Annotated in this window: 22 protein-coding genes and 1 tRNA gene; 10 read left to right on the top strand and 13 right to left on the bottom strand. The window is 74.4% G+C overall.

Annotated features, from left to right (window positions below; all coding sequences use genetic code 11):
- Positions 1–94 precede the first annotated feature (94 nt).
- Positions 95–1177: a Gfo/Idh/MocA family protein gene (locus AC6CH9_RS01210; protein WP_498153272.1), complete on the top strand. Its 1083-nt coding sequence runs from the start codon at positions 95–97 to the stop codon at positions 1175–1177.
- Positions 1178–1266: 89 nt separating this feature from the next.
- Here the strand turns inward: AC6CH9_RS01210 and AC6CH9_RS01205 are convergent, their stop codons facing one another.
- Entirely contained in the window at positions 1267–1476 is a 210-nt protein-coding gene (locus AC6CH9_RS01205) for a hypothetical protein (protein WP_047231422.1), read from the bottom strand.
- Between the two features lie 87 nt (positions 1477–1563).
- On the opposite strand from AC6CH9_RS01205, the gene AC6CH9_RS01200 reads away from it, so the two are divergent.
- Positions 1564–2067, top strand: a complete 504-nt coding sequence (locus tag AC6CH9_RS01200) for a MarR family winged helix-turn-helix transcriptional regulator (RefSeq protein WP_498153271.1) — start codon at positions 1564–1566, stop codon at positions 2065–2067.
- A 6-nt stretch (positions 2068–2073) separates the two neighbouring features.
- Here the strand turns inward: AC6CH9_RS01200 and AC6CH9_RS01195 are convergent, their stop codons facing one another.
- Entirely contained in the window at positions 2074–2784 is a 711-nt protein-coding gene (locus AC6CH9_RS01195; protein WP_498153270.1) for an HAD-IA family hydrolase, read from the bottom strand.
- Positions 2785–2837: 53 nt separating this feature from the next.
- On the opposite strand from AC6CH9_RS01195, the gene tmk reads away from it, so the two are divergent.
- Positions 2838–3605 (top strand): dTMP kinase, encoded by a 768-nt coding sequence (tmk, locus tag AC6CH9_RS01190; RefSeq protein WP_498153269.1) that lies wholly within the window; start codon positions 2838–2840, stop codon positions 3603–3605.
- Positions 3602–4738 (top strand): DNA polymerase III subunit delta', encoded by a 1137-nt coding sequence (locus AC6CH9_RS01185; RefSeq protein WP_498153268.1) that lies wholly within the window; start codon positions 3602–3604, stop codon positions 4736–4738. Before tmk ends, AC6CH9_RS01185 begins: the two co-directional genes overlap by 4 nt.
- A gap of 36 nt (positions 4739–4774) precedes the next feature.
- Here AC6CH9_RS01185 and AC6CH9_RS01180 read toward each other — a convergent pair whose 3' ends face one another.
- Positions 4775–5314, bottom strand: a complete 540-nt coding sequence (locus AC6CH9_RS01180; RefSeq protein WP_498153267.1) for a hypothetical protein — start codon at positions 5312–5314, stop codon at positions 4775–4777.
- On the bottom strand, positions 5311–5742 hold the full coding sequence (locus AC6CH9_RS01175; protein ID WP_498153266.1) for a winged helix-turn-helix transcriptional regulator: 432 nt from the start codon (positions 5740–5742) through the stop codon (positions 5311–5313). The genes AC6CH9_RS01180 and AC6CH9_RS01175 overlap by 4 nt, the downstream gene beginning before the upstream one ends.
- A 102-nt stretch (positions 5743–5844) precedes the next feature.
- Here AC6CH9_RS01175 and AC6CH9_RS01170 point away from each other — a divergent pair, with 102 nt between their 5' ends.
- Positions 5845–6741 (top strand): NAD-dependent epimerase/dehydratase family protein, encoded by an 897-nt coding sequence (locus tag AC6CH9_RS01170; protein ID WP_498153265.1) that lies wholly within the window; start codon positions 5845–5847, stop codon positions 6739–6741.
- Positions 6742–6748: 7 nt separating this feature from the next.
- On the opposite strand, the gene AC6CH9_RS01165 is transcribed toward AC6CH9_RS01170, so the two are convergent.
- The 3 genes from AC6CH9_RS01165 to AC6CH9_RS01155 all read right to left on the bottom strand — a co-directional run bounded on the left by AC6CH9_RS01165 (position 6749) and on the right by AC6CH9_RS01155 (position 9580).
- Complete coding sequence (locus AC6CH9_RS01165) at positions 6749–7738, bottom strand: TIGR03557 family F420-dependent LLM class oxidoreductase (protein ID WP_498153264.1); 990 nt, start codon at positions 7736–7738, stop codon at positions 6749–6751.
- A 72-nt stretch (positions 7739–7810) separates the two neighbouring features.
- Positions 7811–8185, bottom strand: a complete 375-nt coding sequence (locus AC6CH9_RS01160) for an SHOCT domain-containing protein (protein ID WP_498153263.1) — start codon at positions 8183–8185, stop codon at positions 7811–7813.
- 150 nt (positions 8186–8335) lie between these two features.
- Positions 8336–9580 (bottom strand): low temperature requirement protein A, encoded by a 1245-nt coding sequence (locus AC6CH9_RS01155; RefSeq protein WP_498153262.1) that lies wholly within the window; start codon positions 9578–9580, stop codon positions 8336–8338.
- A gap of 126 nt (positions 9581–9706) precedes the next feature.
- On the opposite strand from AC6CH9_RS01155, the gene AC6CH9_RS01150 reads away from it, so the two are divergent.
- From AC6CH9_RS01150 to AC6CH9_RS01135, 4 genes are all read left to right on the top strand, one after another.
- Positions 9707–10300 (top strand): hypothetical protein, encoded by a 594-nt coding sequence (locus tag AC6CH9_RS01150; protein WP_498153261.1) that lies wholly within the window; start codon positions 9707–9709, stop codon positions 10298–10300.
- A 90-nt stretch (positions 10301–10390) separates the two neighbouring features.
- Positions 10391–11938: an alpha/beta hydrolase gene (locus AC6CH9_RS01145; RefSeq protein WP_498153260.1), complete on the top strand. Its 1548-nt coding sequence runs from the start codon at positions 10391–10393 to the stop codon at positions 11936–11938.
- 112 nt (positions 11939–12050) lie between these two features.
- Positions 12051–12123, top strand: a tRNA-Thr gene (locus AC6CH9_RS01140).
- 294 nt (positions 12124–12417) lie between these two features.
- Complete coding sequence (locus tag AC6CH9_RS01135) at positions 12418–13647, top strand: Fic family protein (protein WP_498153259.1); 1230 nt, start codon at positions 12418–12420, stop codon at positions 13645–13647.
- Between the two features lie 398 nt (positions 13648–14045).
- On the opposite strand, the gene AC6CH9_RS01130 is transcribed toward AC6CH9_RS01135, so the two are convergent.
- Positions 14046–14795 carry a hypothetical protein gene (locus AC6CH9_RS01130; RefSeq protein WP_498153258.1) on the bottom strand — a complete coding sequence of 250 codons (750 nt, stop codon included), beginning with the start codon at positions 14793–14795 and terminating at the stop codon, positions 14046–14048.
- 202 nt (positions 14796–14997) lie between these two features.
- Between AC6CH9_RS01130 and AC6CH9_RS01125 the strand changes: the two genes are divergently transcribed.
- Positions 14998–15540 (top strand): 23S rRNA (adenine(2058)-N(6))-methyltransferase Erm(C), encoded by a 543-nt coding sequence (locus tag AC6CH9_RS01125; protein WP_498153257.1) that lies wholly within the window; start codon positions 14998–15000, stop codon positions 15538–15540.
- Between the two features lie 7 nt (positions 15541–15547).
- Here AC6CH9_RS01125 and AC6CH9_RS01120 read toward each other — a convergent pair whose 3' ends face one another.
- The 5 genes from AC6CH9_RS01120 to AC6CH9_RS01100 form a co-directional block, all read right to left on the bottom strand.
- Positions 15548–16153 carry an alpha/beta hydrolase family protein gene (locus AC6CH9_RS01120; protein ID WP_498153256.1) on the bottom strand — a complete coding sequence of 202 codons (606 nt, stop codon included), beginning with the start codon at positions 16151–16153 and terminating at the stop codon, positions 15548–15550.
- A gap of 117 nt (positions 16154–16270) precedes the next feature.
- A complete protein-coding gene (locus AC6CH9_RS01115) occupies positions 16271–18559 on the bottom strand; it encodes a heavy metal translocating P-type ATPase (protein ID WP_498153255.1) in 2289 nt (762 codons plus the stop codon).
- A gap of 199 nt (positions 18560–18758) precedes the next feature.
- Positions 18759–19664, bottom strand: coding sequence for a sugar phosphate isomerase/epimerase family protein (locus AC6CH9_RS01110; protein ID WP_498153254.1), 906 nt, complete (start codon positions 19662–19664; stop codon positions 18759–18761).
- Entirely contained in the window at positions 19661–20884 is a 1224-nt protein-coding gene (locus AC6CH9_RS01105) for a dihydrodipicolinate synthase family protein (protein ID WP_498153700.1), read from the bottom strand. The genes AC6CH9_RS01110 and AC6CH9_RS01105 overlap by 4 nt, the downstream gene beginning before the upstream one ends.
- 71 nt (positions 20885–20955) lie before the next feature.
- A complete protein-coding gene (locus AC6CH9_RS01100; RefSeq protein ID WP_498153253.1) occupies positions 20956–22122 on the bottom strand; it encodes a Gfo/Idh/MocA family protein in 1167 nt (388 codons plus the stop codon).
- Positions 22123–22205 lie beyond the last annotated feature (83 nt).

Below are 22205 nucleotides of genomic sequence, written 5' to 3'. Positions count from 1 at the left end.
CGCGGGGGAGATTCGTCGTCGTGGGGCACCACGTGGTGCGCCGATCCGTGGACCCAGGCCCGTGGGAGCGATCCCACCGGGATAGCGTGGGCTCATGAGCACCGTCGCCCCGACGCCCGCCGAGCAGTCCGCCCGGTCCGCCGTCCACCCCGTCCCCGACCTGTCCGCCGACGTCACCGGCACGGTCCCCGACCCGCGCACCGCACCCCCGATCCGCTGGGGGATCCTCGGCGCGGGCGGCATCGCGTCGTCGTTCGCGGAGGCCGTGCGCCAGCACACGCAGGGTCGCGTCGCGTCCGTCGGGTCCCGCGACCGCGTGCGCGCCGAGCGCTTCGCGACCGCGCACGGCGTCCCGACCACGCACCACGGCTACCAGGAGCTGGTCGAGGACCCGCAGGTCGACGTCGTCTACGTCGCGACGCCGCACTCGCACCACCACGAGCACGCGCTGCTCGCCATCCGCGCGGGCAAGCACGTGCTCGTCGAGAAGGCGTTCACGCGCAACGAGGCCGAGGCGGTCGAGGTGCTCGACGCCGCGCGCGAGGCCGGCGTGTTCGTCATGGAGGCCATGTGGACGCGGTTCCTGCCGCACGTCGCCGCGCTGCGCGGGGTGATCGCGCGCGGGGAGATCGGCGACGTCGTCAACCTCAGCGCCGACCACGGCCAGTGGTTCGCGTTCGACCCAGAGCACCGCCTCTACGCCCCGGAGCTCGCGGGCGGCGCGTTGCTGGACCTGGGCGTGTACCCGGTGTCGTTCGCGCACGACCTGCTGGGCGTGCCGTCGTCGGTCACCGCGGTGGGCTCGCTCACCGAGACGGGCGTGGACGGGCAGGTGAGCGTCGTGCTCGGCTACGGCGACACGCAGGCGACGCTCTCGACGACGCTGTGGTCGCGCACCGCGACGGCCGCGGTGATCTCGGGCACGGCGGGTCGCATCGAGGTGGAGGGGAGCTTCTACGCGCCGACGTCGTTCCGCGTGATCCGGCACGACGGCGCGTCCTGGTACTACGACGGCTTCACGGGCGAGGGCAAGCAGTACCAGGCGGCCGAGGTCGCGCGCCGTGTCGCCGCGGGCGAGACGCAGAGCCCGCGCATGTCGTGGGACTCGACGCTCGAGGTCATGCGGACGCTCGACGAGGTGCGCCGCCAGATCGGGGTCGTGTACCCGGGGGAGTGAGCCGGTCCGCCGCGAGATCGACCCGAGCGTTCGAGATCGGCCCACGGAGGGTCGATCCGGGGGCGCTCGGGTCGATCTCGCGGGAGGGGTCAGTCGGTGTGCTCGACGACGTAGCTGCGGCCGTCGGGACCCGTCACGCGCTCGAAGCGGGTCTTGAGCTCCTGGTCGCGCTCCCGTTCCGCGTCGGAGACGCCGCGCCCGTCGGCGTCCTGGCGGCCGACCTGGGCGGGGCCGAAGATCGGGAGGAAGCCCTCGGTGATGCGCATGCCGAGCGTGCGCCTGTCGTTCTTCCGCGCCACGGTGTCCTCCGCTGAGGTCTCGTCAGATGATTGGTGCACCAATCATTGGTGTACCAAGAATAGCGCGATCCTCGGTACCATGGCGTCATGACGGGTGACGAGGTCGACGGGACGGGCGCGCGGGGCGCGGGCACGCTGTTCGCCGACCCCCTCGCGCTCGAGGCCCAGGTCTGCTTCGCGCTCTCCGCGGGCGCGCGCGGGATGGTCGCGCTCTACCGCCCCCTGCTCGAGCCGCTCGGCATCACGCACCCGCAGTACCTCGTGCTCCTCGCGCTCTGGCAGGACGACGCCGCGGGCACGACGTCGACCGTCGGCGACCTCGCCGCGCGCCTGCACCTCGACGCCGGCACGCTCTCGCCGCTCCTCAAGCGGCTCGAGGCGCTCGGCTACGTGCGCCGGTCACGCTCGCCCGACGACGGTCGCCAGGTCCGCGTGACCCTCACCGCCGAGGGGCGCGCGCGCCGCCGCGACGCCGAGCGCATCCCGCCCTCGATCGTCGCGGCCACGGGCCTCAGCCTCGACGAGCTCGCCGAGGTGCACGCCGCGGCGTCGAAGGTCGTCGCCGCCGCGCTGCGCGCGGGCGTCTACTGACGAGAGTCAGGCGTCGGTGACGCGCACGCCGTCGGGTCCGACGGCGAAGCGCACGGCCACGAGCCCCGTCGCCAGGGCGTCGGGTGCGGGGGATGCCTCCGCGAGCTCGGCGGCCGAGTGGGTGCCCGTCACGGCGAGGGTCGCGCAGCCCGCCGCGCGGGCCGCGGCGATCCCCGCGGGGGCGTCCTCCACGACGAGGCACCGTGCCGGGTCCACGCCGAGGCGCTCCGCGCCCAGCAGGAAAGGGTCCGGGTCGGGCTTGCCGCGCGCGACGTCGTCCGCCGTCACCACGACCGACGGCGCGTCGAGACCCGACGCCGCCATGCGCGCGGCAGCGAGCGGGCGGGTGCAGGACGTGACGATCGCCCGCCTGTCGGAGGGGAGGGCGGCCAGCGCGTCCCGCGTCCCGGGCAGGATCGTCACACCCTCGTTGTCCTCGAGCTCGAGCGTGTGGATGCGCTCGTAGGCCGACTCGACCCGGTCCTCCGGCAGGAGCTCGGCGATGAGCGTGCGCGCCGGGGTGCCGTGCTGGATCTGGAACTCCTCGGGGTCGGGCAGGCCGTGCTCCGCGGCCCAGCGCCGCCAGTTCCGGTCGACCGCCGGGACCGAGTCGATGAGCGTGCCGTCCATGTCGAACAGCACGGCGTCGAACGTGCGGCCGGCGAACGCGACGCCGGGGGTGGGCAGGGGGCGGGGCGCGGCAGCGGGGTCGGGCATGCCCCGAGGCTAGCCCGCGGCCCGTGTCCGACGCCGCGGATAGGGTGGACGCCGTGAGCGCACCCGGGTACTTCATCTCCTTCGAGGGCGGCGACGGCGTGGGCAAGTCCACCCAGTCGCGCCTGCTCGGGCAGTGGCTCGGCGAGCTCACGGGGCGCGAGGTCGTGCTGACGCGCGAGCCCGGCGGCACCGAGCTCGGCAAGGAGCTGCGGGCGGCGGTGCTCCACGGGCAGGACATGGACCCGCGCACCGAGGCGCTCATCTACGCCGCGGACCGCGCGCACCACGTCGCGAGCCTCGTGCGGCCGGCCCTGGAGCGCGGCGCGATCGTCGTCACGGACCGCTACCTCGACTCGTCGGTCGCGTACCAGGCGGGCGGGCGCGAGCTCGGCGCGGACGAGGTCGAGCTCATCTCGCGCTGGGCCGTGCAGGACCTCATGCCGGACGTCACGATCCTGCTCGACCTCGACCCGGCAGCCGCCTCCGCGCGGATCCGGCGGCAGCACGACCGCCTGGAGCGCGCCGGGGCGGAGTTCCACCGCCGCACGCGGGAGGCGTTCCTCGCGCGCGCGGCGGCGGACCCGGAGCGCTGGGTCGTGCTCGACGCGACGGCCTCGATCGACGACCTCCAGGCGCAGATCCGGGTCGACGTCGCCGCGCGGCTCGAGCTCACCCCGGTCGTCGAGGAGGCGGAGGACACGATCGCGGCCGAGCCCGACGACGGCTTCGACGACTCCGACAGCGCGATCGGGTACACCCCGGGTCTCGGCCTCGGGCCGGGTTCCGGCGCCGGGCCGGCCACGGGGAGCGGGGCCGCGTGACCGTCTGGGACGACGTCGTCGGCCAGGAGCAGGCCGTCGAGGTGCTCCGCGCCGCCGCGACCGACCCCGCCGCGATGACGCACGCGTGGCTGCTCACCGGCCCGCCCGGCTCCGGCCGCTCGAACGCCGCGCGCGCGTTCGCCGCCGCGCTCCAGTGCGAGCAGGGCGGGTGCGGGCACTGCCAGGCGTGCCGCACGACGCTCGCCGGGACGCACCCCGACGTGACGCTCGTCGCGACCGAGCTCGTGACGATCAAGATCGACGAGGTGCGCGACCTCGTGACGGTCGCGAGCCGCAGCCCGTCGCAGGGCCGGCGTCGCGTGATCGTCGTCGAGGACGCCGACCGCATGGCCGAGCGCACGACGAACGTGCTGCTCAAGGCGATCGAGGAGCCCGCCCCCCACACGGTATGGATCCTCTGCGCGCCGAGCCCGCAGGACGTGCTCGTCACCATCCGTTCCAGGTGCCGCGGCGTCGTGCTGCGCGTGCCCCCGGTCGAGGCCGTGGCCGGGCTGCTGGTCCAGCGCGACGGGGTGGACGAGCACGTCGCGCTCGTCTCCGCCCGCGCGGCGCAGAGCCACATCGGGCTCGCGCGCCGGCTGGCCCGCGACGCGGGCGCCCGGGACCGGCGGACGTCCGTGCTCTCGCTCGCGCGCCGGGTCCGCGGGGTGGGCGACGCCGTCCTGGCCGCGGGAGAGCTCGTGGACCTCGCGCAGGCCGAGGCGAAGGCCGCGACCGAGGAGCGCGACGCGGCCGAGAAGGCCGAGCTGCTGCGCGCGCTCGGCGTCGCCGACGGCGAGACCCTCCCGCCCCGCCTGCGGTCTCAGCTCCGCGACCTCGAGGCGGACCAGAAGCGGCGCGCGACCCGGCACCAGCGCGACGTGCTCGACCGCGCGATGGTCGACCTGCTGTCCCTCTACCGCGACGTGCTCGTCGTGCAGCTCGGGGCTGAGGTGGAGCTCGTCAACGTCGAGCTCGCGGAGGCGGTGCGCACGATCGCCGAGGACTCCACGCCGGAGCAGACCGTGCGGCGGATGGACGCGATCGGTGTCGCGCGCGAGCGGCTCGAGGGCAACGTCGCCCCGCTGCTCGCGGTCGAGGCGATGGTCATCGCGCTGCGTCCTCAGGGCTGACGCGCGCACGGCCCCGCACGCAGGGCCGGCCCTTCCTCAGCGGCGGCGCCCCCGGGAGAACACTCCGCTCCCGAGCGGTGCGCGACCGCCTTCCTGGCCGCGTCGCCGGCGCCGGCGACGGTCGACGAGCGCCTGGACGGCGACGCCCCCGAATGCGACCAGGGCGATGACCGCGGTGACCCGCGCGGCCAGGGGCGTGCTCGGGGCGCGCCCGTTGCCCGACCCCGTGGCGACGAGCTCCGGGGCGAGCAGACCGCCGATCACGAGCCAGCCGAAGAAGACGGTGACCGTGCCCGTGACGAGGACCTTCGCGACCGCGTAGAGGCGGTCGCCGAGGCGTCGGGGGACGGCCAACGACACGGCACCGACCGCGAACGCGAGCAGGAACGCGAGCACCAGCACGGCAGGCACGATCTCCTCGCCCTCGGCGAGGTCGTCCCACGACGCGCGGAGCAGGAGGGCGCCGATCCCCAGGGGGACCGCCGCGAGCAGGAGTCCCGACCACCAGCGCAGGGGAGGGTCGCGCGGTGGTTGCCGGCGTGGCGGTCGGGGCCGGGTGCGACGGCGGGCGTTCACGTCCCGGCCCGGTCGCTCGCGGCGGCCCGTGACGCGGCGATCCGCTCGCCGTTCTCCTCCGACCAGGCACGGATCGCGTCGATGGGGCCGAGGAGCGACCGGCCGAGGTCGGTGAGCGCGTACTCGACGCGCGGCGGCACCTCGGCGTAGACCGTGCGCTGGACCAGGCCGTCACGCTCCAGCGAGCGCAGGGTCTGGGTCAGGACCTTGGGCGTGACGACGCCGACGAGGTCGCGCAGCTCCCCGAAGCGCAGGACGCGCCGGCGCAGGGCCATGAAGACGAGGAGCGTCCACTTGTCGCCGATGCGCTCGACGACGAGCCTGCTCGGACAGTCGGCGGAGAACACGTCGGGTGCGCCGTCGGCCCCACCGTCGCGTCCGCTCCGCGAGACGTGGGCGGCGGCGTCGCCGCGCGGTCGGCTCGCCATGGTATCCACCGGGGAAGTATGGCACGGTGAAGTCACCAGTACCTGGAAGATACCGTGCCGTCCGGACCGGTCGCCGACCGGCCATGACACGGGAGGTACGACATGCAGGTGCTGCTCACCGGGGGGACCGGGTTCGTCGGGTCGGCCGTGCTGCGAGAGCTGCGCGGCCGCGGGCACGAGGTGACCGCGCTCGTGCGGTCCGAGGCGTCCGCCGCGGCCGTCGCCGCGGCCGGGGCGACCCCCGTCCAGGTGGACGCGTACGACGCCGACGCGCTCGTCGCCGTCCTCGACAAGGCCGACGGCGCGATCCACGCCGCCGCACCCGGCGACGGGACGAGCGAGACCCTCGACCGGGCGGTCGTCGAGGCGGTCACGCGCGCGTTCGGAGGGACGGCCAGGCCGTTCGTGCACACGAGCGGGGTGTGGAAGTGGGGGAGCGGGTCGGCGACGGAGACCTCGCCGACCGACCCGCCCGCGATCGTCGCGTGGCGCGTCGCCGTGGAGGAGCTGCTGCTCGCCCGGGACGTCGTCGCGTCGGTCGTCGCGCCCGGCGTCGTCTACGGGGACGGGCGCGGCATCCCCGCGCTCGTCTCGGGGGCGCCGCGCGTGGACGGACCGGACGGCCCGGGCCTCGCGCTCGTGGGCGACGGCGCGCAGCACTGGTCGGTCGTGCACGTCGACGACCTCGCGGTGCTCTACGCGCTCGCGCTGGAGCACGGGGCCCGCGGCCACCTGCTCGGCACGACGGCGGAGCACCCCACGGTCCGGGCGCTCACCGAGGCGGCGAGCCGGGCCGCCGGGCTGGGCGGCGTCGTCGTGCCGCAGTCCGTCGAGGCGACCCGCGAGCGGTTCGGGGCGCTCTTCGCGGACGCGCTGCTGCTGGACCAGGCGACGCGTGCCGTCCGGGCGGCCGAGCTCGGCTGGACCCCGGTCCGGGGGTCGCTGGTCGAGGAGCTGGAGAGCGGCTCCTACGTGCCCGAGGCCGCGGCGCGCGCCTGACGCCCGCTCACGTCGCCGGGGCCGCCGCGCGGAGCTTCTCCAGCAGCGGCCCCGCGGCATCCGCGAGGAACTCGCGCTGCCCGACCTCGCCCACCTGGACGAGCGCGAGGTCGGTGAACCCCGCCTCCCACCACGCGGACGCCGCCTCGACGATCCGGTCGAGGTCCGGGCCGCACGGGATCGACTCCGCGACGTCCTCGGGCCGGACGAACTGGCTCGCGGCCTCGAACGCCTCGGGCGTCGGCAGGTCGGCGTTCACGTGCCAGCCACCCCCGAACCAGCGGAACTGCTCGTGCGCGCGGGCCACCGCGACGTCCTCGTCGGGGTCCCAGCAGATCGGCATCTGCCCGACGACGCGCGACGGCGCGAGGTCCGCACGGTCCCGGACCCCCGACCATCGCCGGACGACCTCGGCGTCGGGCTCGGTGGTCACGAGGTGGTCGGCGAGCGGGGCGAACCGCTCGATCGACTGCGGGCCGGAGACGGCGACGCCGATCTCCACGGTCTCGTCGGGGAGGTCCCAGAGCCGCGCGGAGTCGACGCGGTAGTGCACGCCCTCGAACGTGAGGCGCTCGCCGTCGAGCAGGGACCGGATGATCTCCACGGCCTCCTCGAGCATGTCGTGCCGCTCGCCGACCGCGGGCCAGCGCTCGCCCGCGACGTGCTCGTTGAGGTTCTCCCCGGCACCGAGGCCGAGCGTGAAGCGGTCGTCGGAGAGGAGGGCGACCGTCGCGGCCTTCTGCGCGACCACGGCCGGGTGGTAGCGCAGCAGAGGGCAGGTCACGTACGTCATGAGCCCGACGCGCTCCGTCGCCTGGGCGACGGCACCGAGCACGGACCAGGCGTAGGGGGAGTGGCCCTGGGCGTCGAGCCACGGGAAGTAGTGGTCGCTCATCACCTCGAACTCGAAGCCGACGCGCTCCGCGTCGACCGCGTGCTCGACGAGCGCGCGCGGGCCGGACTGCTCGGTCATGAGGGTGTAGCCGAAGCGGGTCATCCCTCGATCGTGGGACGGGCCGGCCGCACCCGCACGCGGGTGCGGCCGGCCCGTCCGGTCACGCGAGGTCGGTCAGGCGAGCGCCTTCGCCTTGAGCTGCGCGAACTCCTCGGGCGTGATCGCGCCGGAGTCCAGGAGCGACTTGGCGTGCGTGATCTGCTCGGCCGGCGAGGTGTTCGCGACCTGACGGATGTACGCGTCGGTGTCCTGCTTCGCCTGGACGACGGCCGCCGCCTGCCTCTCCGCCATCCCGCGCCCACGGGCGATGAGGTAGACGAGCGACGTCAGGATCGGCAGGAAGACGAGGAAGATGATCCACACGGCCTTCCACCAGCCCGAGAGCTCGCGGTCGCGGAACAGGTCCGCGATGATCTGGAAGAGCACGATGAGGTAGGCGATGAAGAAGAAGCTCCAGACGAGGAGCCAGAAGAAGTCCCAGAAGTCCACGGTCGCGCCCTTTCTTGACGGATCCCCGTACCCGGAGCACGGCCGGCTGCCGCGCACCAACAGGGCGAACCTAGCGACGATGGGGGGTTTGCGCCTGGCGAAAGCCGGGTGAAGCGCGCGAAGGTGCCGTACCTCGTCTCTCGGTGCGGATCACCCCGGGTCCGGCACCGACTCCCGACGCCTCGCCCGGACGACGTCGCCGACGATGACGGCGAGGAGGAGGGCGTCCGTGGTCCAGTTGAGGGCGAGCGGCGTCAGCCACGCGTGCGCGCCGAAGAGCGCCGCGACCGCGGCGGCCCCCGCCAGGTGCGGGAGCGACCACCTCCCGCCCGTCGCGCGACGGAACAGCGCGTTGCCGACCAGGTAGGTCGCCGCCGCCCCGCACACGAGCCCGGCGGTCCACGCGTCGGCGTGGCCCGCGCCGTCGTGACCCAGCGGGTGCAGCAGGACCAGCTCGTCCGCCACGGCGGTGAGCACGATCCCGGCGACGATGACGAACGGCACGTACGTGTACGCCGTCTGCGCCACCATGCCGCGCTCGTCGCGCGACGTGAAGTACTCGGTCGCGCGCCGCTCGGAGCGGTCGAAGAAGAGCAGCCACATGAGCACCGTGCTCGCGAACGCCGAGCAGAACGCGGACACGGTCGTCGCGTCGAGGGGCAGCTCCGCGAACGCGGCACCCGTGACGATGATCGACTCGCCCAGGCAGATGATGACGAACAGGCTCACGCGCTCGGCCATGTGCTCGCCCCGCACGACCCACGTGCTCGCGCGCGACGCGCCGAGGCCGGGCAGCCAGAACATGGCGCGGGGACCGGCGACGTCGATCGCGGCCGCGACGGCCCAGAGGACCAGCCGGTACTCCTCGACGAGGCCGCCCGCCACCCACGCCGTTCCCGAGATCGCGAGCCACGTGGTGATGCGGACGAAGTTCACCGCGTTCTCCGGCCACACGCGGCCCATCGCGACCATCGTGAAGACGCTGCGTCCGACCTGCATCGACACGAGCATCACGGCGAACAGCAGGCCCTTGTCGCCGAACGCCTCGGGGATCGCGCTCGCGAGGACGAGGCCGAGGAGCATGAGCACCACGAGCATCGCGCGGACCGGAGCGCGCTCGGGGTCGAGCCAGTTGGTCACCCACATCGTGTCGACCCACACCCACCACACGGCGACGCCCAGGATCAGCGTGTGGGCGAGCGCCTCGCCGCCCGGGTGTGCGATGAGGCCGTGCGAGAGCTGGGTGACGGCGAAGACGAAGACGAGGTCGAAGAAGAGCTCGACGTAGCCGACGCGGCTCGAGTCGCCGCCGTCGCCGTGCCGCCGGAGGTCGGTGCGCAGGCCCCAGGGCAGCGGGGGCCGCCCGGTGCCGGGCGTCGTGAGCGGAGCGTCCATGCTGGGATGCTCCCACCCCGGGTCACCGTCGGGTCACGATCGTCCGGCGCGTCGCGGTTCGCCGCGCACGACCGCCCCCCAGGGACCACGATGGTCGCGCCACCCGTCGTCGACCGAGGAGTCCTCATGGTTCCCGTCCGCCGCCCCGTCTCCCGGACGGCTCGCGCCGCGTCCGCGCTCTCGCTCGTCCTCGCTGTCGGCCTCCTGGGGGCGTGCGCCTCCGAGACCGACGGCGGCGGGGACGGCACGTCCGCCTCGGAGGAGTCCGAGGAGCCCAGCGAGGACGCGCCCGAGGAGCCGTCGGACGACGCGTCCGCGGAGGAGGGCCTGCCCGACGCCGGGACGATGGACGTCGTGGCGGGTGCGCACGGCACGGGCCTGCCGCCCGGCGTCGACGCGCCGACGGAGGGAGGGACCGGCGCCGCGTGGAGCGCGGAGCCGGGGCTGCTCTTCGTCGTGACGTACGGGTCGAGCACGTGCCCCGTGCTCGCGGAGGACGAGGCCGCGGTCCAGGGCGGCGACGTCGTCGTGACGTTCGTCGAGGTCGCCCCGGACACGCCGTGCACGATGGACTACGTGCCCGCGACCTCCGTGGTCGGGGTGCCCGACGACGTGGATGCGAGCGGCGAGGTGAGCGTCGTCCTGGGCGACCGCGGGACCGTCGTCGTCCCGCCCGCGGCGGACGGTGCGACCGGCGAGTCGGCCTGGGTCGAGGAGTAGCCGGTCCCTGCGGTGAAGAGCGCGTGAAAGGACGGTCCCGCCCTGGCGGGACCGTCCTGCGTGCACCCGCCGAGCGGCTACCGTGTGCGGGTGACGACGCCCACCTCCCGCGCTGCTCGACGTCCCCTGGTCGCCGCCGCGACCCTCGTGCTGGCTCTCGTCCTGGGTGCGTGCTCGGCGCCGCCCAAGCAGCAGACCGCCGTGGACGACGTCGCGACCTCCGCGTCCGGCACGGGCGAGACCGGGCCGGAGGGTTTCGAGGAGTTCTACGGGCAGAGCCTCGCGTGGGAGGACTGCGGCGCGGGCTGGGAGTGCGCGACCGCGCGCGCCCCGCTCTCGTGGCAGGACCCGGCGGCGGGCGAGATCGAGCTCGCGGTGAAGCGGCAGCCCGCGACGGGCGAGCGCATCGGCTCGCTCCTGACCAACCCGGGCGGGCCGGGGGCCTCGGGGATCGACTTCGTCACGAGCCTCGCCCCGACGGTCGGCGAGCGCGTCACCGCGGCCTACGACCTCGTCGGGTTCGACCCGCGCGGCGTCGGCCAGTCCGCACCCGTGGTGTGCCTCGACGACGCCGCGAAGGACGAGTCCCTGTCCCGCGACTTCGACACCGACGAGGCGGGGCTCGAGGCGCTCGCGGAGGACCGGCGGGCCTGGGCCGACGCGTGCGCCGAGAACACGGGCGACCTGCTCGGCCAGGTGGACACGCAGAGCGCCGCGCGCGACATGGACATGCTGCGGGCCGTGCTCGGCGACGAGAAGCTCGCCTACCTCGGCTACTCCTACGGCACGCAGCTCGGCGCCACGTACGCGGGGCTGTTCCCGGACAAGGTCGGGCGCCTCGTGCTCGACGGCGCGATCGACACGAGCCTCGACCCCGACACGATCTCCGAGCAGCAGGCGGTCGGCTTCGAGAACGCCCTGCGCGCATACGTCGAGGACTGCCAGGCCGGGGGCGACTGCCCGCTGCGCGGGGACGCCGACGCGGGGATGCGGCAGATCCGCTCGCTCCTCGACGCCGCGAAGTCGAACCCGCTGCCGACCGACTCCGAGCGTCGCGTGACGCAGACGCTCGGCTTCTACGGCGTCGCCGTCACGCTCTACAACGACCAGAGCTGGCCGGTGCTCACGCAGGCGCTCACGGAGGCGTTCGAGGAGGGCACGGGCAACCTGCTGCTCTACCTGGCCGACTTCTACAACGACCGCAACCCCGACGGGACGTACTCGTCCAACTCGTCGGAGGCGTTCCGCGCCGTGAACTGTCTCGACGGGCGCCAGGACGACGACCCCGACGCGATGCAGGCCCAGCTCGAGCGCCTCGAGGAGGCGGCGCCCACGATGGGCTACTTCTTCGCGTTCGGCGGCCTCACGTGCGACGGGTGGGCGTACCCGGTGGTGGACCAGGAGTTCGACCTCCACGCCGAGGGCGCCGCGCCGATCGTCGTCATCGGCACGACCAACGACCCCGCCACCCCCTACGTCTGGGCCGAGGGTCTCGCGGACACGCTCGACTCGGCCGTCCTCCTCACGTGGGAGGGCGAGGGGCACACCGCCTACGGACGCGCGAACGACTGCCTGAGCGACGCCGTCGACGCCTACCTGGTGGACGGGACGGTGCCCGAGGACGGGCTGCGCTGCTGACCCGGACGGCGCCCGACGGCGGCCCACGGGGCCGCTTTGGAATCTGGCCCGGTCGTTGGGTACAGTAGGCGCTCGTTGCCAGCGGTTCGCGGAGCGGACCGGGACGTAGCACGCCGCCTTAGCTCAGTCGGCAGAGCGATTCACTCGTAATGAATAGGTCAAGGGTTCGATTCCCTTAGGCGGCTCCGACGAGGCCCGGAATCTCAACGATTCCGGGCCTCAGTCATGTCCGGGCCAGAGCGCCTGCGGCGACGAGCAGCGCGTTGGTCGCTGAAGACTCCCCGGGGCTCGTGACCCGGCGGACTCGGCGGTGCGTGCCACGCGGCGTGGCTCCCGCCCGCGACCGGTCGGTTCGCCCCCATCGGGAAGCGACGAGACCTCGGTGAAGCTGCTGACTCGCTCCTCCGGCGCAGGCGTGCAACTGAGAACAATCGCTCGTACTTATTTATCAGTTATCGACCAAATGATATGTTGTGAACGTGGTGAGTGATCAGATGCGATGGCCCTCCCTGACGTTCGAAGAGCTCGAGTGGCGCTACGCCCGCGCGGGAGTGATGGGACGCGCGCCTGCACGACGGTACGCCGCAGCGATCGTTCCGCCCATCGCCACGCTGCCTGTGGAGCTCCCCGGCGACCTCGTTGCCGAGGCAGACGAAGCCTCCCGGGCGATCGCGCGCTTCGACGCCGAGATGGGCGGTGAGCTCGCACCCTTCTCCGCGGTCCTGCTGCGCAGCGAGTCGGCCGCTTCGTCGAAGATCGAACGGCTGACCGCATCAGCCCGCGCTATCGCCATGGCCGAGCTCGGTGCCGCCAAGCAGGGCTCCAACGCCCCGACGATCGTAGCCAACACCCACGCGATGCGTGCGGCGCTCGCGTTGTCCGACGAGCCTGACCAGTCCGCCATCTTGCGGATGCACCACGCGCTCCTGCGGGACGACGACCCGGAGCAGGCGGGTCGCTGGCGCACCGAGCAGGTGTGGATCGGCGGCTCGGACACCTCGCCCGCGGGAGCGGACTTCGTTCCCCCGCACCACGAGCGGGTTCCGGGGGCCATTGCTGACCTGGTCGCTTTCGTCGCCCGCACCGACGTCGTCCCGTTGGCACACGTAGCGATCGCGCACGCCCAGTTCGAGACCATCCACCCCTTCACCGACGGTAACGGTCGCACCGGGCGCGCACTGGTGCAGGCGATGATGCACAGCTCAGGCCTGACCCGGAACGTCACCATGCCGCTGTCGGCAGGCCTCCTGGCCGACGTCGACAGTTACTACGCAGCACTGACCACCTATCGCGCAGGTCACCCCGCGGCGATCGTCCTTCAGTTCGTCCAGGCCAGCACTCGCGCAGTGGCGAACGGGCGTCAGCTGGTGGAGCAGGTGCGATCGATCCGGGCCGGCTGGGACGAGCGCATCCCGGTGCGACGTGGTGCGCGCACCTACGACGTCGCGGACCTGCTCACCCGCCAGCCGGTCGTCAACGCCAAGGTGCTGGACGACGAGCTCGGCATCGGCCCGACGAACGTCCGCCGCCACATGGATGTCCTGGCACAGGCCGGGATCGTCAACGAGACCCGCGTCCATCGCCACGGACTCACGTGGTCGGCGGTGGAGATTCTCGCTGCCCTCGACGACTTCGCCGAGCGCGCAGGCAAGCGCCGCGTCTCCTCCGGGAGCGCCGCACCGCTCGGAGGCACCGGCCGGCAGGGATGAGCTGCGCGGCTCTGGCGCGTACCGGCGGGCGAGAGCTCACCGGCTCCCTGCCTCGCGTCGCGTGCCTAGCCCGGGATGCCGCCGGGCCTCCGCCGACTGTTCGCCTGCTGGACGGTCTGTCGTCACCGGCCGGACGCGTTCCCGGGCTTGGCTCGTGCCGATGCCACCCGACGAGACGAGGCCCACGATGGTCGAGAGCCCGGCGACGCTCCGCGAGACCGATTTGCCGACCCCGCGTGCCACGCGTCCGACGACCGCGCACGCCGCACGCTCTCGGCGCCCTGCCGTCGCGGCGCACGACCCGTCGGACCCGGACTACACGGCCGGGGACGTCGACGAGCTGGTGCGGTGGCAGCGCCGCGCGTCCAGGAGCGCGGCGCCGCGCACGCGCTGAGCGCTCAGCCGACGCGGCGCAGCAGCAGGATCGCTCCCCCCGCCGCCGCGGCGACGAGCCCGCCGACGCCGACCACGGCGAGCGTCGGGAACGCCGCCTCCGCGGGCGGGGGAGGAGCCATGCGCTCCGCGGCGGACGTCAGAGGCGTGCGGGACGGCTCCGGCCGGGGCGTCGTGGGCGTCTCGGTGGGGGTGGGCTCGACGGGGGCCTCGGTCGTCGGCTCCTGCGTCGGCTCCTCGGTGACCTCGGGCTCGGGCGTCTCCGCCGTCTCGACGGGTGCCTCGACGACCGGCTCCGGCGCCTCGACCACCGGCGCCTCGACGGGGGCCTCCGTCGCGGGAGCAGGGGGCGGCGTCGTGGGCGGGGGCGTGGCGGCGGTCGTGCAGACGGCGGCGTCGCCGTTCCACCCGGCGAACTGCCGGTCGATGCCCGTCACGAGGACCCAGCTGACGCAGTACCCGTCGCTGTACGGCCCGCGCTGCGGGACGTCGAGCTCCAGGAGGCCGTCGGCCGCGTCCTCCCGCGAGTAACGGTCGCCGAGGTTGCGCGCGTGCGACCCGTCAGGGGCCGTGACGATGTAGCCGAGCCACCCCGAGGCGTCGCGCAGCCGGCTCGCGTCGAACGACACGGTGTCGACGGTGACGGTGAGCCCGCCGCCGCCGTCGCGGTCGTCGGCCACCGCCGGCGACGCGGCGAGCGCCGTGGTGACGACCCCCAGGGTCGTGAGGGCGAGCAGTCGGCCAGCGGCGCGCATCATCACCTCCGGGTCGGCTCGGGCGTGGTCCGCGGCACATCGTACGCAGTCCTGGCTCGCCGTCGGAACGCCGCCGGTGAGCCGACGGAGAACCGGCGGAGAGCCGACGGTGAGCCCTGTCACGAGCCCGGACAATTCGCTCGACGGCGACGCTCGCGCCGTCCTAGCGTGGCCGACATGTTCTTCATGACGATGGTGCGTCGTGGCCGGGCCGGCCTCGCGACGCGAGTGGGGATGGCACCCGCTCACCGCTGAGCACGCCGCGCGCGTGGTCGACGACGCCGGGGTGCGTCCCGGTCAGCTCGTCCTCGACCTCGGGGCCGGCGACGGGGCGCTCACGCGGCACCTCGTGGCCGCGGGCGCGCGCGTCCTCGCCGTCGAGCTGCACCCGGGCCGCGCCCGCGCCCTGCGCGAGCACTTCGCCGGTGCGGACGTGACGGTCCTGGAGGTCGACCTCGCCGACCTGCGCCTGCCGCGACGCCCGTTCTGCGTCGTCGCGAACCCGCCGTTCGGGCTGACGTCGCCCCTGCTCGCCCGTGTGCTCGCCCGGGGATCCGCGCTCGTGGCGGCGGACGTCGTCGTGCAGCGGCAGGCCGCGCGGCGCATCGCCGCGGGCGAGGGCACGGCGGGGCGCGCCGCGCGGGGCTGGGCGGTCGAGGTCGGGCGGCCCGTGCCGCGCTCGGCGTTCCGGCCGCCGCCACGTGTCGACGCGGCCGTGCTCCGCGTCCGACGAGGACGGCGCTGAGGTGCGCCTACGGGTTCGGTCGGCCGAGCGTCCCGAGCCACGTGACGATCGCCTCGCACACCGCGGCGTCCTGGCCCTTGAGGTCGTGCGCGCCCGGCAGCTCGACGCGCGTCACCGGACCGGGGATCGCGGCGGTGTGCTCGGTGAGCTCGTCCGGCGTCGCGAACGGGTCCGTGCGCCCCGACACGAGGAGCACGGGCACGCGGAGGTCGGGGAAGTGCTCGGTGCGCAGGCGCTCGGGCTTGCCCGGCGGGTGCAGCGGGTAGCTGACGAGCGCGAGTCCCGCGGCGGGCAGACCCTCGGCCACGGCCATCGAGCACATGCGCCCGCCGTACGAGCGGCCGCCGAGCACGAGGTGGTCCGTCGTCGTGCCGAGCTCGGCGGCGAACGCCTCCGCCTCGGCGCGCACGTGGGCGATCGCGACGGGCGGACGGTCGGGCATCCGCTTGCCCGCGGTCCGGTACGGGAAGTCGACGCGGCGCACGGGGACGGGCGGGTCGAGCGCGGCGAGCGCGTCGTCGATCGCGACGAGCGCGCGGTGGTCGCGGCTCGCGCCGGCGCCAGGCGTGAGCAGGACGCCGGCGACGAGCCGGTCGGGGGTCGGCGTGGTCACCCGCCCAGTCTCGCAGCGAGCACGACGTTCCTCCTGGTCGACCACGACATGAGGGTCGTCAAACGGCCCTTTCCGTCCCTCATGTCGTGTTCGGCGGGGTGGGTGGGGGCGGGGAGGTCACCGGGAGGCGAGCCGCGCCGGGTCGAGGTCGATGCGGCGCAGGAGCTGCGCGTTGAGCGCCACGATGACCGTCGAGGCGGACATGAGGATCGCGCCCACCGCCATCGGCATGACGAACCCGACCGGGGCGAGCACGCCCGCAGCGAGCGGCACCGCCGCGATGTTGTAGCCCGCGGCCCACCACAGGTTCTGCTGCATCTTGCGGTACGACGCGTGCGACAGCTCGATGATCGACAGCACGGCGCGAGGGTCGGAGCTCGCGAGGATCACCCCGGCCGACGCGATGGCGACGTCAGTGCCGGCGCCGATCGCGATGCCGACGTCCGCCTGCGCGAGCGCGGGGGCGTCGTTGACGCCGTCGCCGACCATCGCGACGACGCGGCCGTCGTGCTGGAGATCGGCGACCTTCGCGTCCTTGTCCTCGGGGCGAACGCCCGCGAACACCTGGTCGATGCCCAGCTCGCGTCCGACCGCCCGGGCCACCGGCTCGGCGTCGCCCGTGATCATGACGACCTTGATGCCGCGCCGGTGCAGCGCGTCGACGGCCTCGCGCGACTCGGGGCGGATCGCGTCCGCGAGGGCGAACGCGCCCACGACCTCGCCCGTCGCGTGGTCGTGCCCCGCCGCGGGCGAGACCACCACGTGCAGGACGGTCGCGCCGTCGTGCGCCCAGGCGTCGGCGTCGGGCAGGGGGTCGAGCCCCCGCTCGCGCAGGAGCGCGGGACCGCCGACCGCGACGCGTCGCGCGCCGTCGGGGGCCGGGACGGTCGCCTCGACGCCGACCGCGGTGAGCGACCGGAACTCCGTCGCCTGCGGGACGTCCAGGCCGCGCTCGGACGCGCGGTCGACGATCGCCCGCGCGAGCGGGTGCTGGCTGTCGGCCTCGGCCGCGGCGGCGAGCGCGAGGAGCTCGTCCTCGGTGGTGGCGCCCGCGGTCGCGAGGTGCGCCACGACCGGCTCGCCCGCGGTGAGCGTCCCGGTCTTGTCGAACAGGACGGTGTCCACCGTCCGCATGCGCTCCAGAGCGAGGCGGTCCTTCACCAGGACACCGGCCTTCGCGGCGCGCTCGGTCGAGAGCGAGACGACGAGCGGGATCGCGAGGCCGAGGGCGTGGGGGCACGCGATGACGAGCACGGTGATCGCGCGGATCAGCGCCTGCTCGGGCGTGCCGAAGACGAGCCACAGGCCGATCGTCAGGGCGGCCGCGCCGAGCGCGTACCAGAACAGCCAGCCGGCGGCGCGGTCGGCGAGGCGCTGCGTCCTCGTCGAGGACGCCTGGGCGTCGGCGACGAGCCGCTGGATGCCCGCGAGCGCGGTGTCCTCGCCGACGGCCGTGATCCGCACGCGCAGCGCGTCGTCCGTCGCGACGGTGCCGGCGACGACGGCGTCTCCGACGGTGCGGCGCACGGGCCGCGACTCGCCGGTGATCATCGACTCGTCGACGTCCGCGGACCCGGACGCGACCTCGCCGTCGGCGGGCACGCGCCCGCCCGGGCGGACGACGACCAGGTCTCCCACGCGCAGGTCGGTCGGCGCGACGGTCGTGACCGACCCGTCGTCCGCCACCCGCTCCGCCTCGTCCGGCAGGAGCGCGGCGAGCGAGTCGAGCGCGGACGCCGTCTGGGCGAGCGAGCGCATCTCGAGCCAGTGGCCGAGCAGCATGATGACGACGAGGAGAGCGAGCTCCCACCACACGTCGAGCTCGTGCGCGAGCAGCCCGAGGCTCGCCCCGAGCGAGGAGACGAAGGCGACCGTGATCGCGAGCGAGATGAGCGTCATCATCCCGGGCTTGCGACCACGGAGCTCGCTCACCGCGCCGGAGAGGAACGGGCGTCCGCCCCAGAAGAAGATGACCGTGCCGAGCACGGGGGAGACCCAGGGCAGCCATGCCGCGTCGGGCAGGTCGTAGCCGAGGAGCATGGCGAACATCGGGCTCAGCGCGACGGTGGGCACCGCGAGCGCGAGCATGACCCAGAACAGGCGACGGAACTGCCCGACGTGGTCGCCGTGCCCGGCGTGGCCCCCGTGGCCGGACATGTCGTGGCCGGCGTGGCCGGACGCCTCGTGACCCGCATGGCCGGACATGTCGTGACCGGCGTGACCGGACGCGTGGTGCTCCGCGTGGTCCGACGTGCCGTGCCCGGCGTGGTCGGCGTGCGCGTGGTCCTCCGTCGTGACCGACCGGGCGTCGCTGTGCTCGTGGCCCTCGTGCTGGCCGGCGTCGTGCGGGTGCGACGCGTGGCGCGTGGCGTCGGTGCCGTGACCGTGCTCCCTGCGGTGGTCCACCGTTCCTCCTCCCGATACCCCCATGGGGTATCCATCGCTCCCGATCATGCCCCGGCGTGCCCGCCGCGTCAACCCCTCGGACGGGCCGGCGCCGGACGCACGACAGCCCGTGCGCGGCTCGGCGGGAGGGTGCCGAGCCGCGCACGGGCTGTGCTCGGCGGACGGGTCGTGACCCGGTCCGCCGGGTCGGACGGTGGTGTCAGACGGTGGTCAGGTAGGGGAGCACGTGGTGGGCGTACCGGTCGGCGACGGTCGCGACGACACGGCGCGGGTCGTCGTCCCAGATCTCCCGGTGGAAGATCTCGGTCTCGACGTCGCCCGTGTACCCGGCCTCGGCGACCCACCGGGTGATGGTCGCGAAGTCGACGTACCCGTCGCCCACGTACCCGCGCGAGAGCAACGGGTCGGCGGCGAGCGGGAGGATCCAGTCGCACACCTGGTAGCCCGCGATCCGCCCCTCGGCACCGGCGCGCGCGACGCTCGACCGCAGGTCGGGGTCCCACCACACGTGGTACGTGTCCACGACCACGCCGACGACCGCCGGGTCGAACGGCGCGGCGAGGTCGAGCGCCTGGCCGAGCGTGGAGAGCACTGCGCGGTCCGCCGCGAAGATCGGGTGCAGCGCCTCGAGCACGAGCCGCACGCCGTGGTCCGCGGCGAACGGCGCGAGGTCGGCGAGCCGGTCGGCCACGCGCCCGCGCGCGGCGACGACGTCGCGGTCGGTCGAGCCGGCGTCGGGCCGCGGCCCTTGCCCGGGCACCCCGTTCGCGGGGAGCCCGCCGACCACGAGCACGAGCTCGCGCGTCCCGACCGTGGCCGCCTCCTCGATCGCGCGGCGGTTGTCGTCGAGCGCCGCCGCGACGTCCTCCGCGCCGGTCGCGGTGAGGAACCCGCCCCGGCACAGCGACGACACGCGCAGCCCGGCGTCCGCGACGACCTTCGCGGCCCGGTCGGCGCCGATCTCCTGGACGCGGTCGCGCCACAGCCCGACGGCGCCGTAGCCCGCCTCGGCGGCGAGCGCGACCGCCTCCTCGAGCGTCGCGCGCTTGACCGTCGCGGTGTTGAGCGAGCAGCGGGAGAGGTCGGGCGCGCCCGCGGCGGTCACGACGACGCCCCGTTCGCCTCGAGGAAGGTGCGCGTGCGACGCGCGGCGAGGTCCGGGTCGAGCAGGAGCCCGGCCCGGTCCGCGAGGCGGACGAGCGCGACGAGGTGCGCGACCGAGCGCCCGGACTGGAGCCCGCCGACCATCTGGAACGCGGGCTGGGTGCCGTTGAGCCACGACAGGAACGCGATCCCCGTCTTGTAGTAGTACGTCGGCGCGGCGAACACGTGGCGCCCCAGCGCCTCGGTCGACGCGAGGATCGCGTGCGCGCGGTCGGGGTGCCCGGCGTCGAGCGCGCCGAGCGCTGTGGACGCGGCAGGGTAGATCGCCGCGAAGATGCCGAGCAGCGCGTCGGAGTGCGCGCGTCCGTCACCGACCACGAGCTCCGGGTAGTTGAAGTCGTCGCCCGTGTAGAGGCGGACGGGACCCGGCGCGGCGGTGCCGGCGCCCGGGTCGAGCGCGGCCAGGCGCGCCCGCAGGTCCTTCTCGTGCCCGGCGTCGAGCAGCGACACCTTCACGCCGTCGACGCGGCCCTGGTGGGCGCGGACCAGGTCGACGAACACGTCGGTGGCCGCGGCGACGTCGTCGCCCGTGCCCCAGTACCCGGCGAGCGCGGGGTCGAACATCGTGCCGAGCCAGTGCAGGATCACGGGCGACTCGGCCTCGGCCAGCACGGCGTCGTAGACGTGCGCGTACTCCTCGGGGGAGCGGGCGACGCGCGCGAGCGCGCGCGACGCCATGACGATCACCTGGGCGCCCGCGTCCTGCACCACGTGCACCTGCTCGCGGTAGGCGTCGGTGACGGCGGCGAGCGCGGCGGGGTCGCCCGGTTCCCAGCCCGCGACGACGGCGGGGTCGAGCTGGTCCGTGCCCGCGCCGCACGCGACGCGACCGCCGACGGTCCGCGCCTCGGCCGCCGAGCGTCGCACGAGCTTCTGGGTCGCGGCCCAGTCGAGGCCCATGCCGCGCTGCGCGGTGTCCATCGCGTCGGCGACGCCGAGCCCGTGCTCCCAGAGCCGGTGCCGGTAGGCGAGCGTGGTGTCCCAGTCGACGACGGCCGGCGCCCCGGGAACGTTCTCCGCGCCCACGTGCGGCACGACGTGCGCGGCCGCGAAGGCGACGCGCGACGTGAAGGGCGCGGACGGCGTCGTCCAGGGGCCGGGCACGAGCAGCTCGCGCACCTCGGTCCCGGCGACGCGGCCGTCGTCGGCGAAGCGGGGCAGGCGTACGACGGCGCCGCTGCCGTCCCTGTCGCGCAGCTCGCGCGCGCCGGGAGCCTCGGTCGTCGGCGCCGTCACAGCACGATCTCCGGCACGTCGAGCCGGCGGCCCTCGGCGGACGAGCGGAGCCCGAGCTCGGCGAGCTGGACGCCGCGCGCCGCGGAGAGCAGGTCGTAGCGGTGCGGACGGCCGGCGGCGACGTCGCGCAGGAACTCCTCCCACTGGGCCTTGAAGCCGTTGTCGAGGTCGGCGTTCGCGGGGACCTCGAGCCACTGGTCGCGGAACGGCTCCGTGACGGGGAGGTCGGGGTTCCACACGGGCTTGGGGGTGTGGGCGCGCTGCTGCGCCACGCACCTGCGCAGTCCCGCGACCGCGGAGCCGTGCGTGCCGTCCACCTGGAACTCGACGAGCTCGTCGCGGTAGACGCGTACGGCCCAGGACGAGTTGATCTGCGCGACGACCGGGTCGCCGCCCGGCGTCTCGACCTCGAAGATCCCGTACGCGGCGTCGTCGGCGGTCGCGGCGTACTCCGTGCCCCGCTCGTCCCAGCGGGTGGGGATGTGCGTCGTGGTCTGCGCGGTGACGGTCTTGACGGACCCGAGGATGCCCTCGAGCACGTAGTTCCAGTGGCAGAACATGTCGGTCGTCATGCCGCCGCCGTCCTCGGCGCGGTAGTTCCACGACGGGCGCTGCGCGGCCTGGTGGTCGCCCTCGAACACCCAGTATCCGAACTCGCCGCGCAGCGACAGGATGCGGCCGAAGAAGCCCTCGTCGACGAGGCGGCGGAGCTTGACGAGGCCGGGCAGGTACAGCTTGTCGTGCACGACGCCGGCGGTCACCCCGGTCTCCTCGCGCAGCCGCGCGAGGTCGATCGCCTCGGCGAGCGTCTCGGCCGTCGGCTTCTCGGTGTAGACGTGCTTGCCGGCCTGCATCGCCTTGGTGAGCGTCTTGGCGCGCAGCGCGGTCATGGAGGCGTCGAAGACGACGTCGGTCGCGGGGTCGACGATCACGCCGTCGAGGTCGGTGGTCCAGTGCTCGACGTCGTGCTGCGCGGCGAGCTCGCGCAGCTTGGTCTCGTTGCGCCCGACGAGCACCGGCTCGACCTGGAGGCGCGTGCCGTCGGGGAGCTCGACGCCGCCCTGCTCGCGGATCGGCAGGATCGAGCGGACGAGGTGCTGGCGGTACCCCATGCGGCCGGTCACGCCGTTCATCGCGATCCGCAGGGTTCGGGTGGTGGTCATCGATCGGCTCCGTCGTCGGTCGGGCGTCCGGCGGTTCGCCGGACGCGGAATGCGCTTTCCGCGAGCGTAGGGGAACCGTTTTC

The sequence above is a fragment of the Cellulosimicrobium sp. GQ32 genome (genome assembly GCF_059758455.1).
Note: the sequence above shows the minus strand (reverse complement) of the source record. Positions and strands in the feature narration are given on the sequence as shown.

What these genes read in the sequence shown, in the direction of transcription:
- AC6CH9_RS01175 (WP_498153266.1), bottom strand. Translation starts at nt 5,742, where the DNA reads ATGGCGAGCCGACCGCGCGGCGACGCCGCCGCCCACGTCTCGCGGAGC.
- AC6CH9_RS01165 (WP_498153264.1), bottom strand. Translation starts at nt 7,738, where the DNA reads ATGACCCGCTTCGGCTACACCCTCATGACCGAGCAGTCCGGCCCGCGC.
- AC6CH9_RS01155 (WP_498153262.1), bottom strand. Translation starts at nt 9,580, where the DNA reads ATGGACGCTCCGCTCACGACGCCCGGCACCGGGCGGCCCCCGCTGCCC.
- AC6CH9_RS01130 (WP_498153258.1), bottom strand. Translation starts at nt 14,795, where the DNA reads ATGCGCGCCGCTGGCCGACTGCTCGCCCTCACGACCCTGGGGGTCGTC.
- AC6CH9_RS01100 (WP_498153253.1), bottom strand. Translation starts at nt 22,122, where the DNA reads ATGACCACCACCCGAACCCTGCGGATCGCGATGAACGGCGTGACCGGC.
- AC6CH9_RS01150 (WP_498153261.1), top strand. Translation starts at nt 9,707, where the DNA reads ATGGTTCCCGTCCGCCGCCCCGTCTCCCGGACGGCTCGCGCCGCGTCC.
- AC6CH9_RS01170 (WP_498153265.1), top strand. Translation starts at nt 5,845, where the DNA reads ATGCAGGTGCTGCTCACCGGGGGGACCGGGTTCGTCGGGTCGGCCGTG.
- AC6CH9_RS01210 (WP_498153272.1), top strand. Translation starts at nt 95, where the DNA reads ATGAGCACCGTCGCCCCGACGCCCGCCGAGCAGTCCGCCCGGTCCGCC.
- AC6CH9_RS01200 (WP_498153271.1), top strand. Translation starts at nt 1,564, where the DNA reads ATGACGGGTGACGAGGTCGACGGGACGGGCGCGCGGGGCGCGGGCACG.
- AC6CH9_RS01195 (WP_498153270.1), bottom strand. Translation starts at nt 2,784, where the DNA reads ATGCCCGACCCCGCTGCCGCGCCCCGCCCCCTGCCCACCCCCGGCGTC.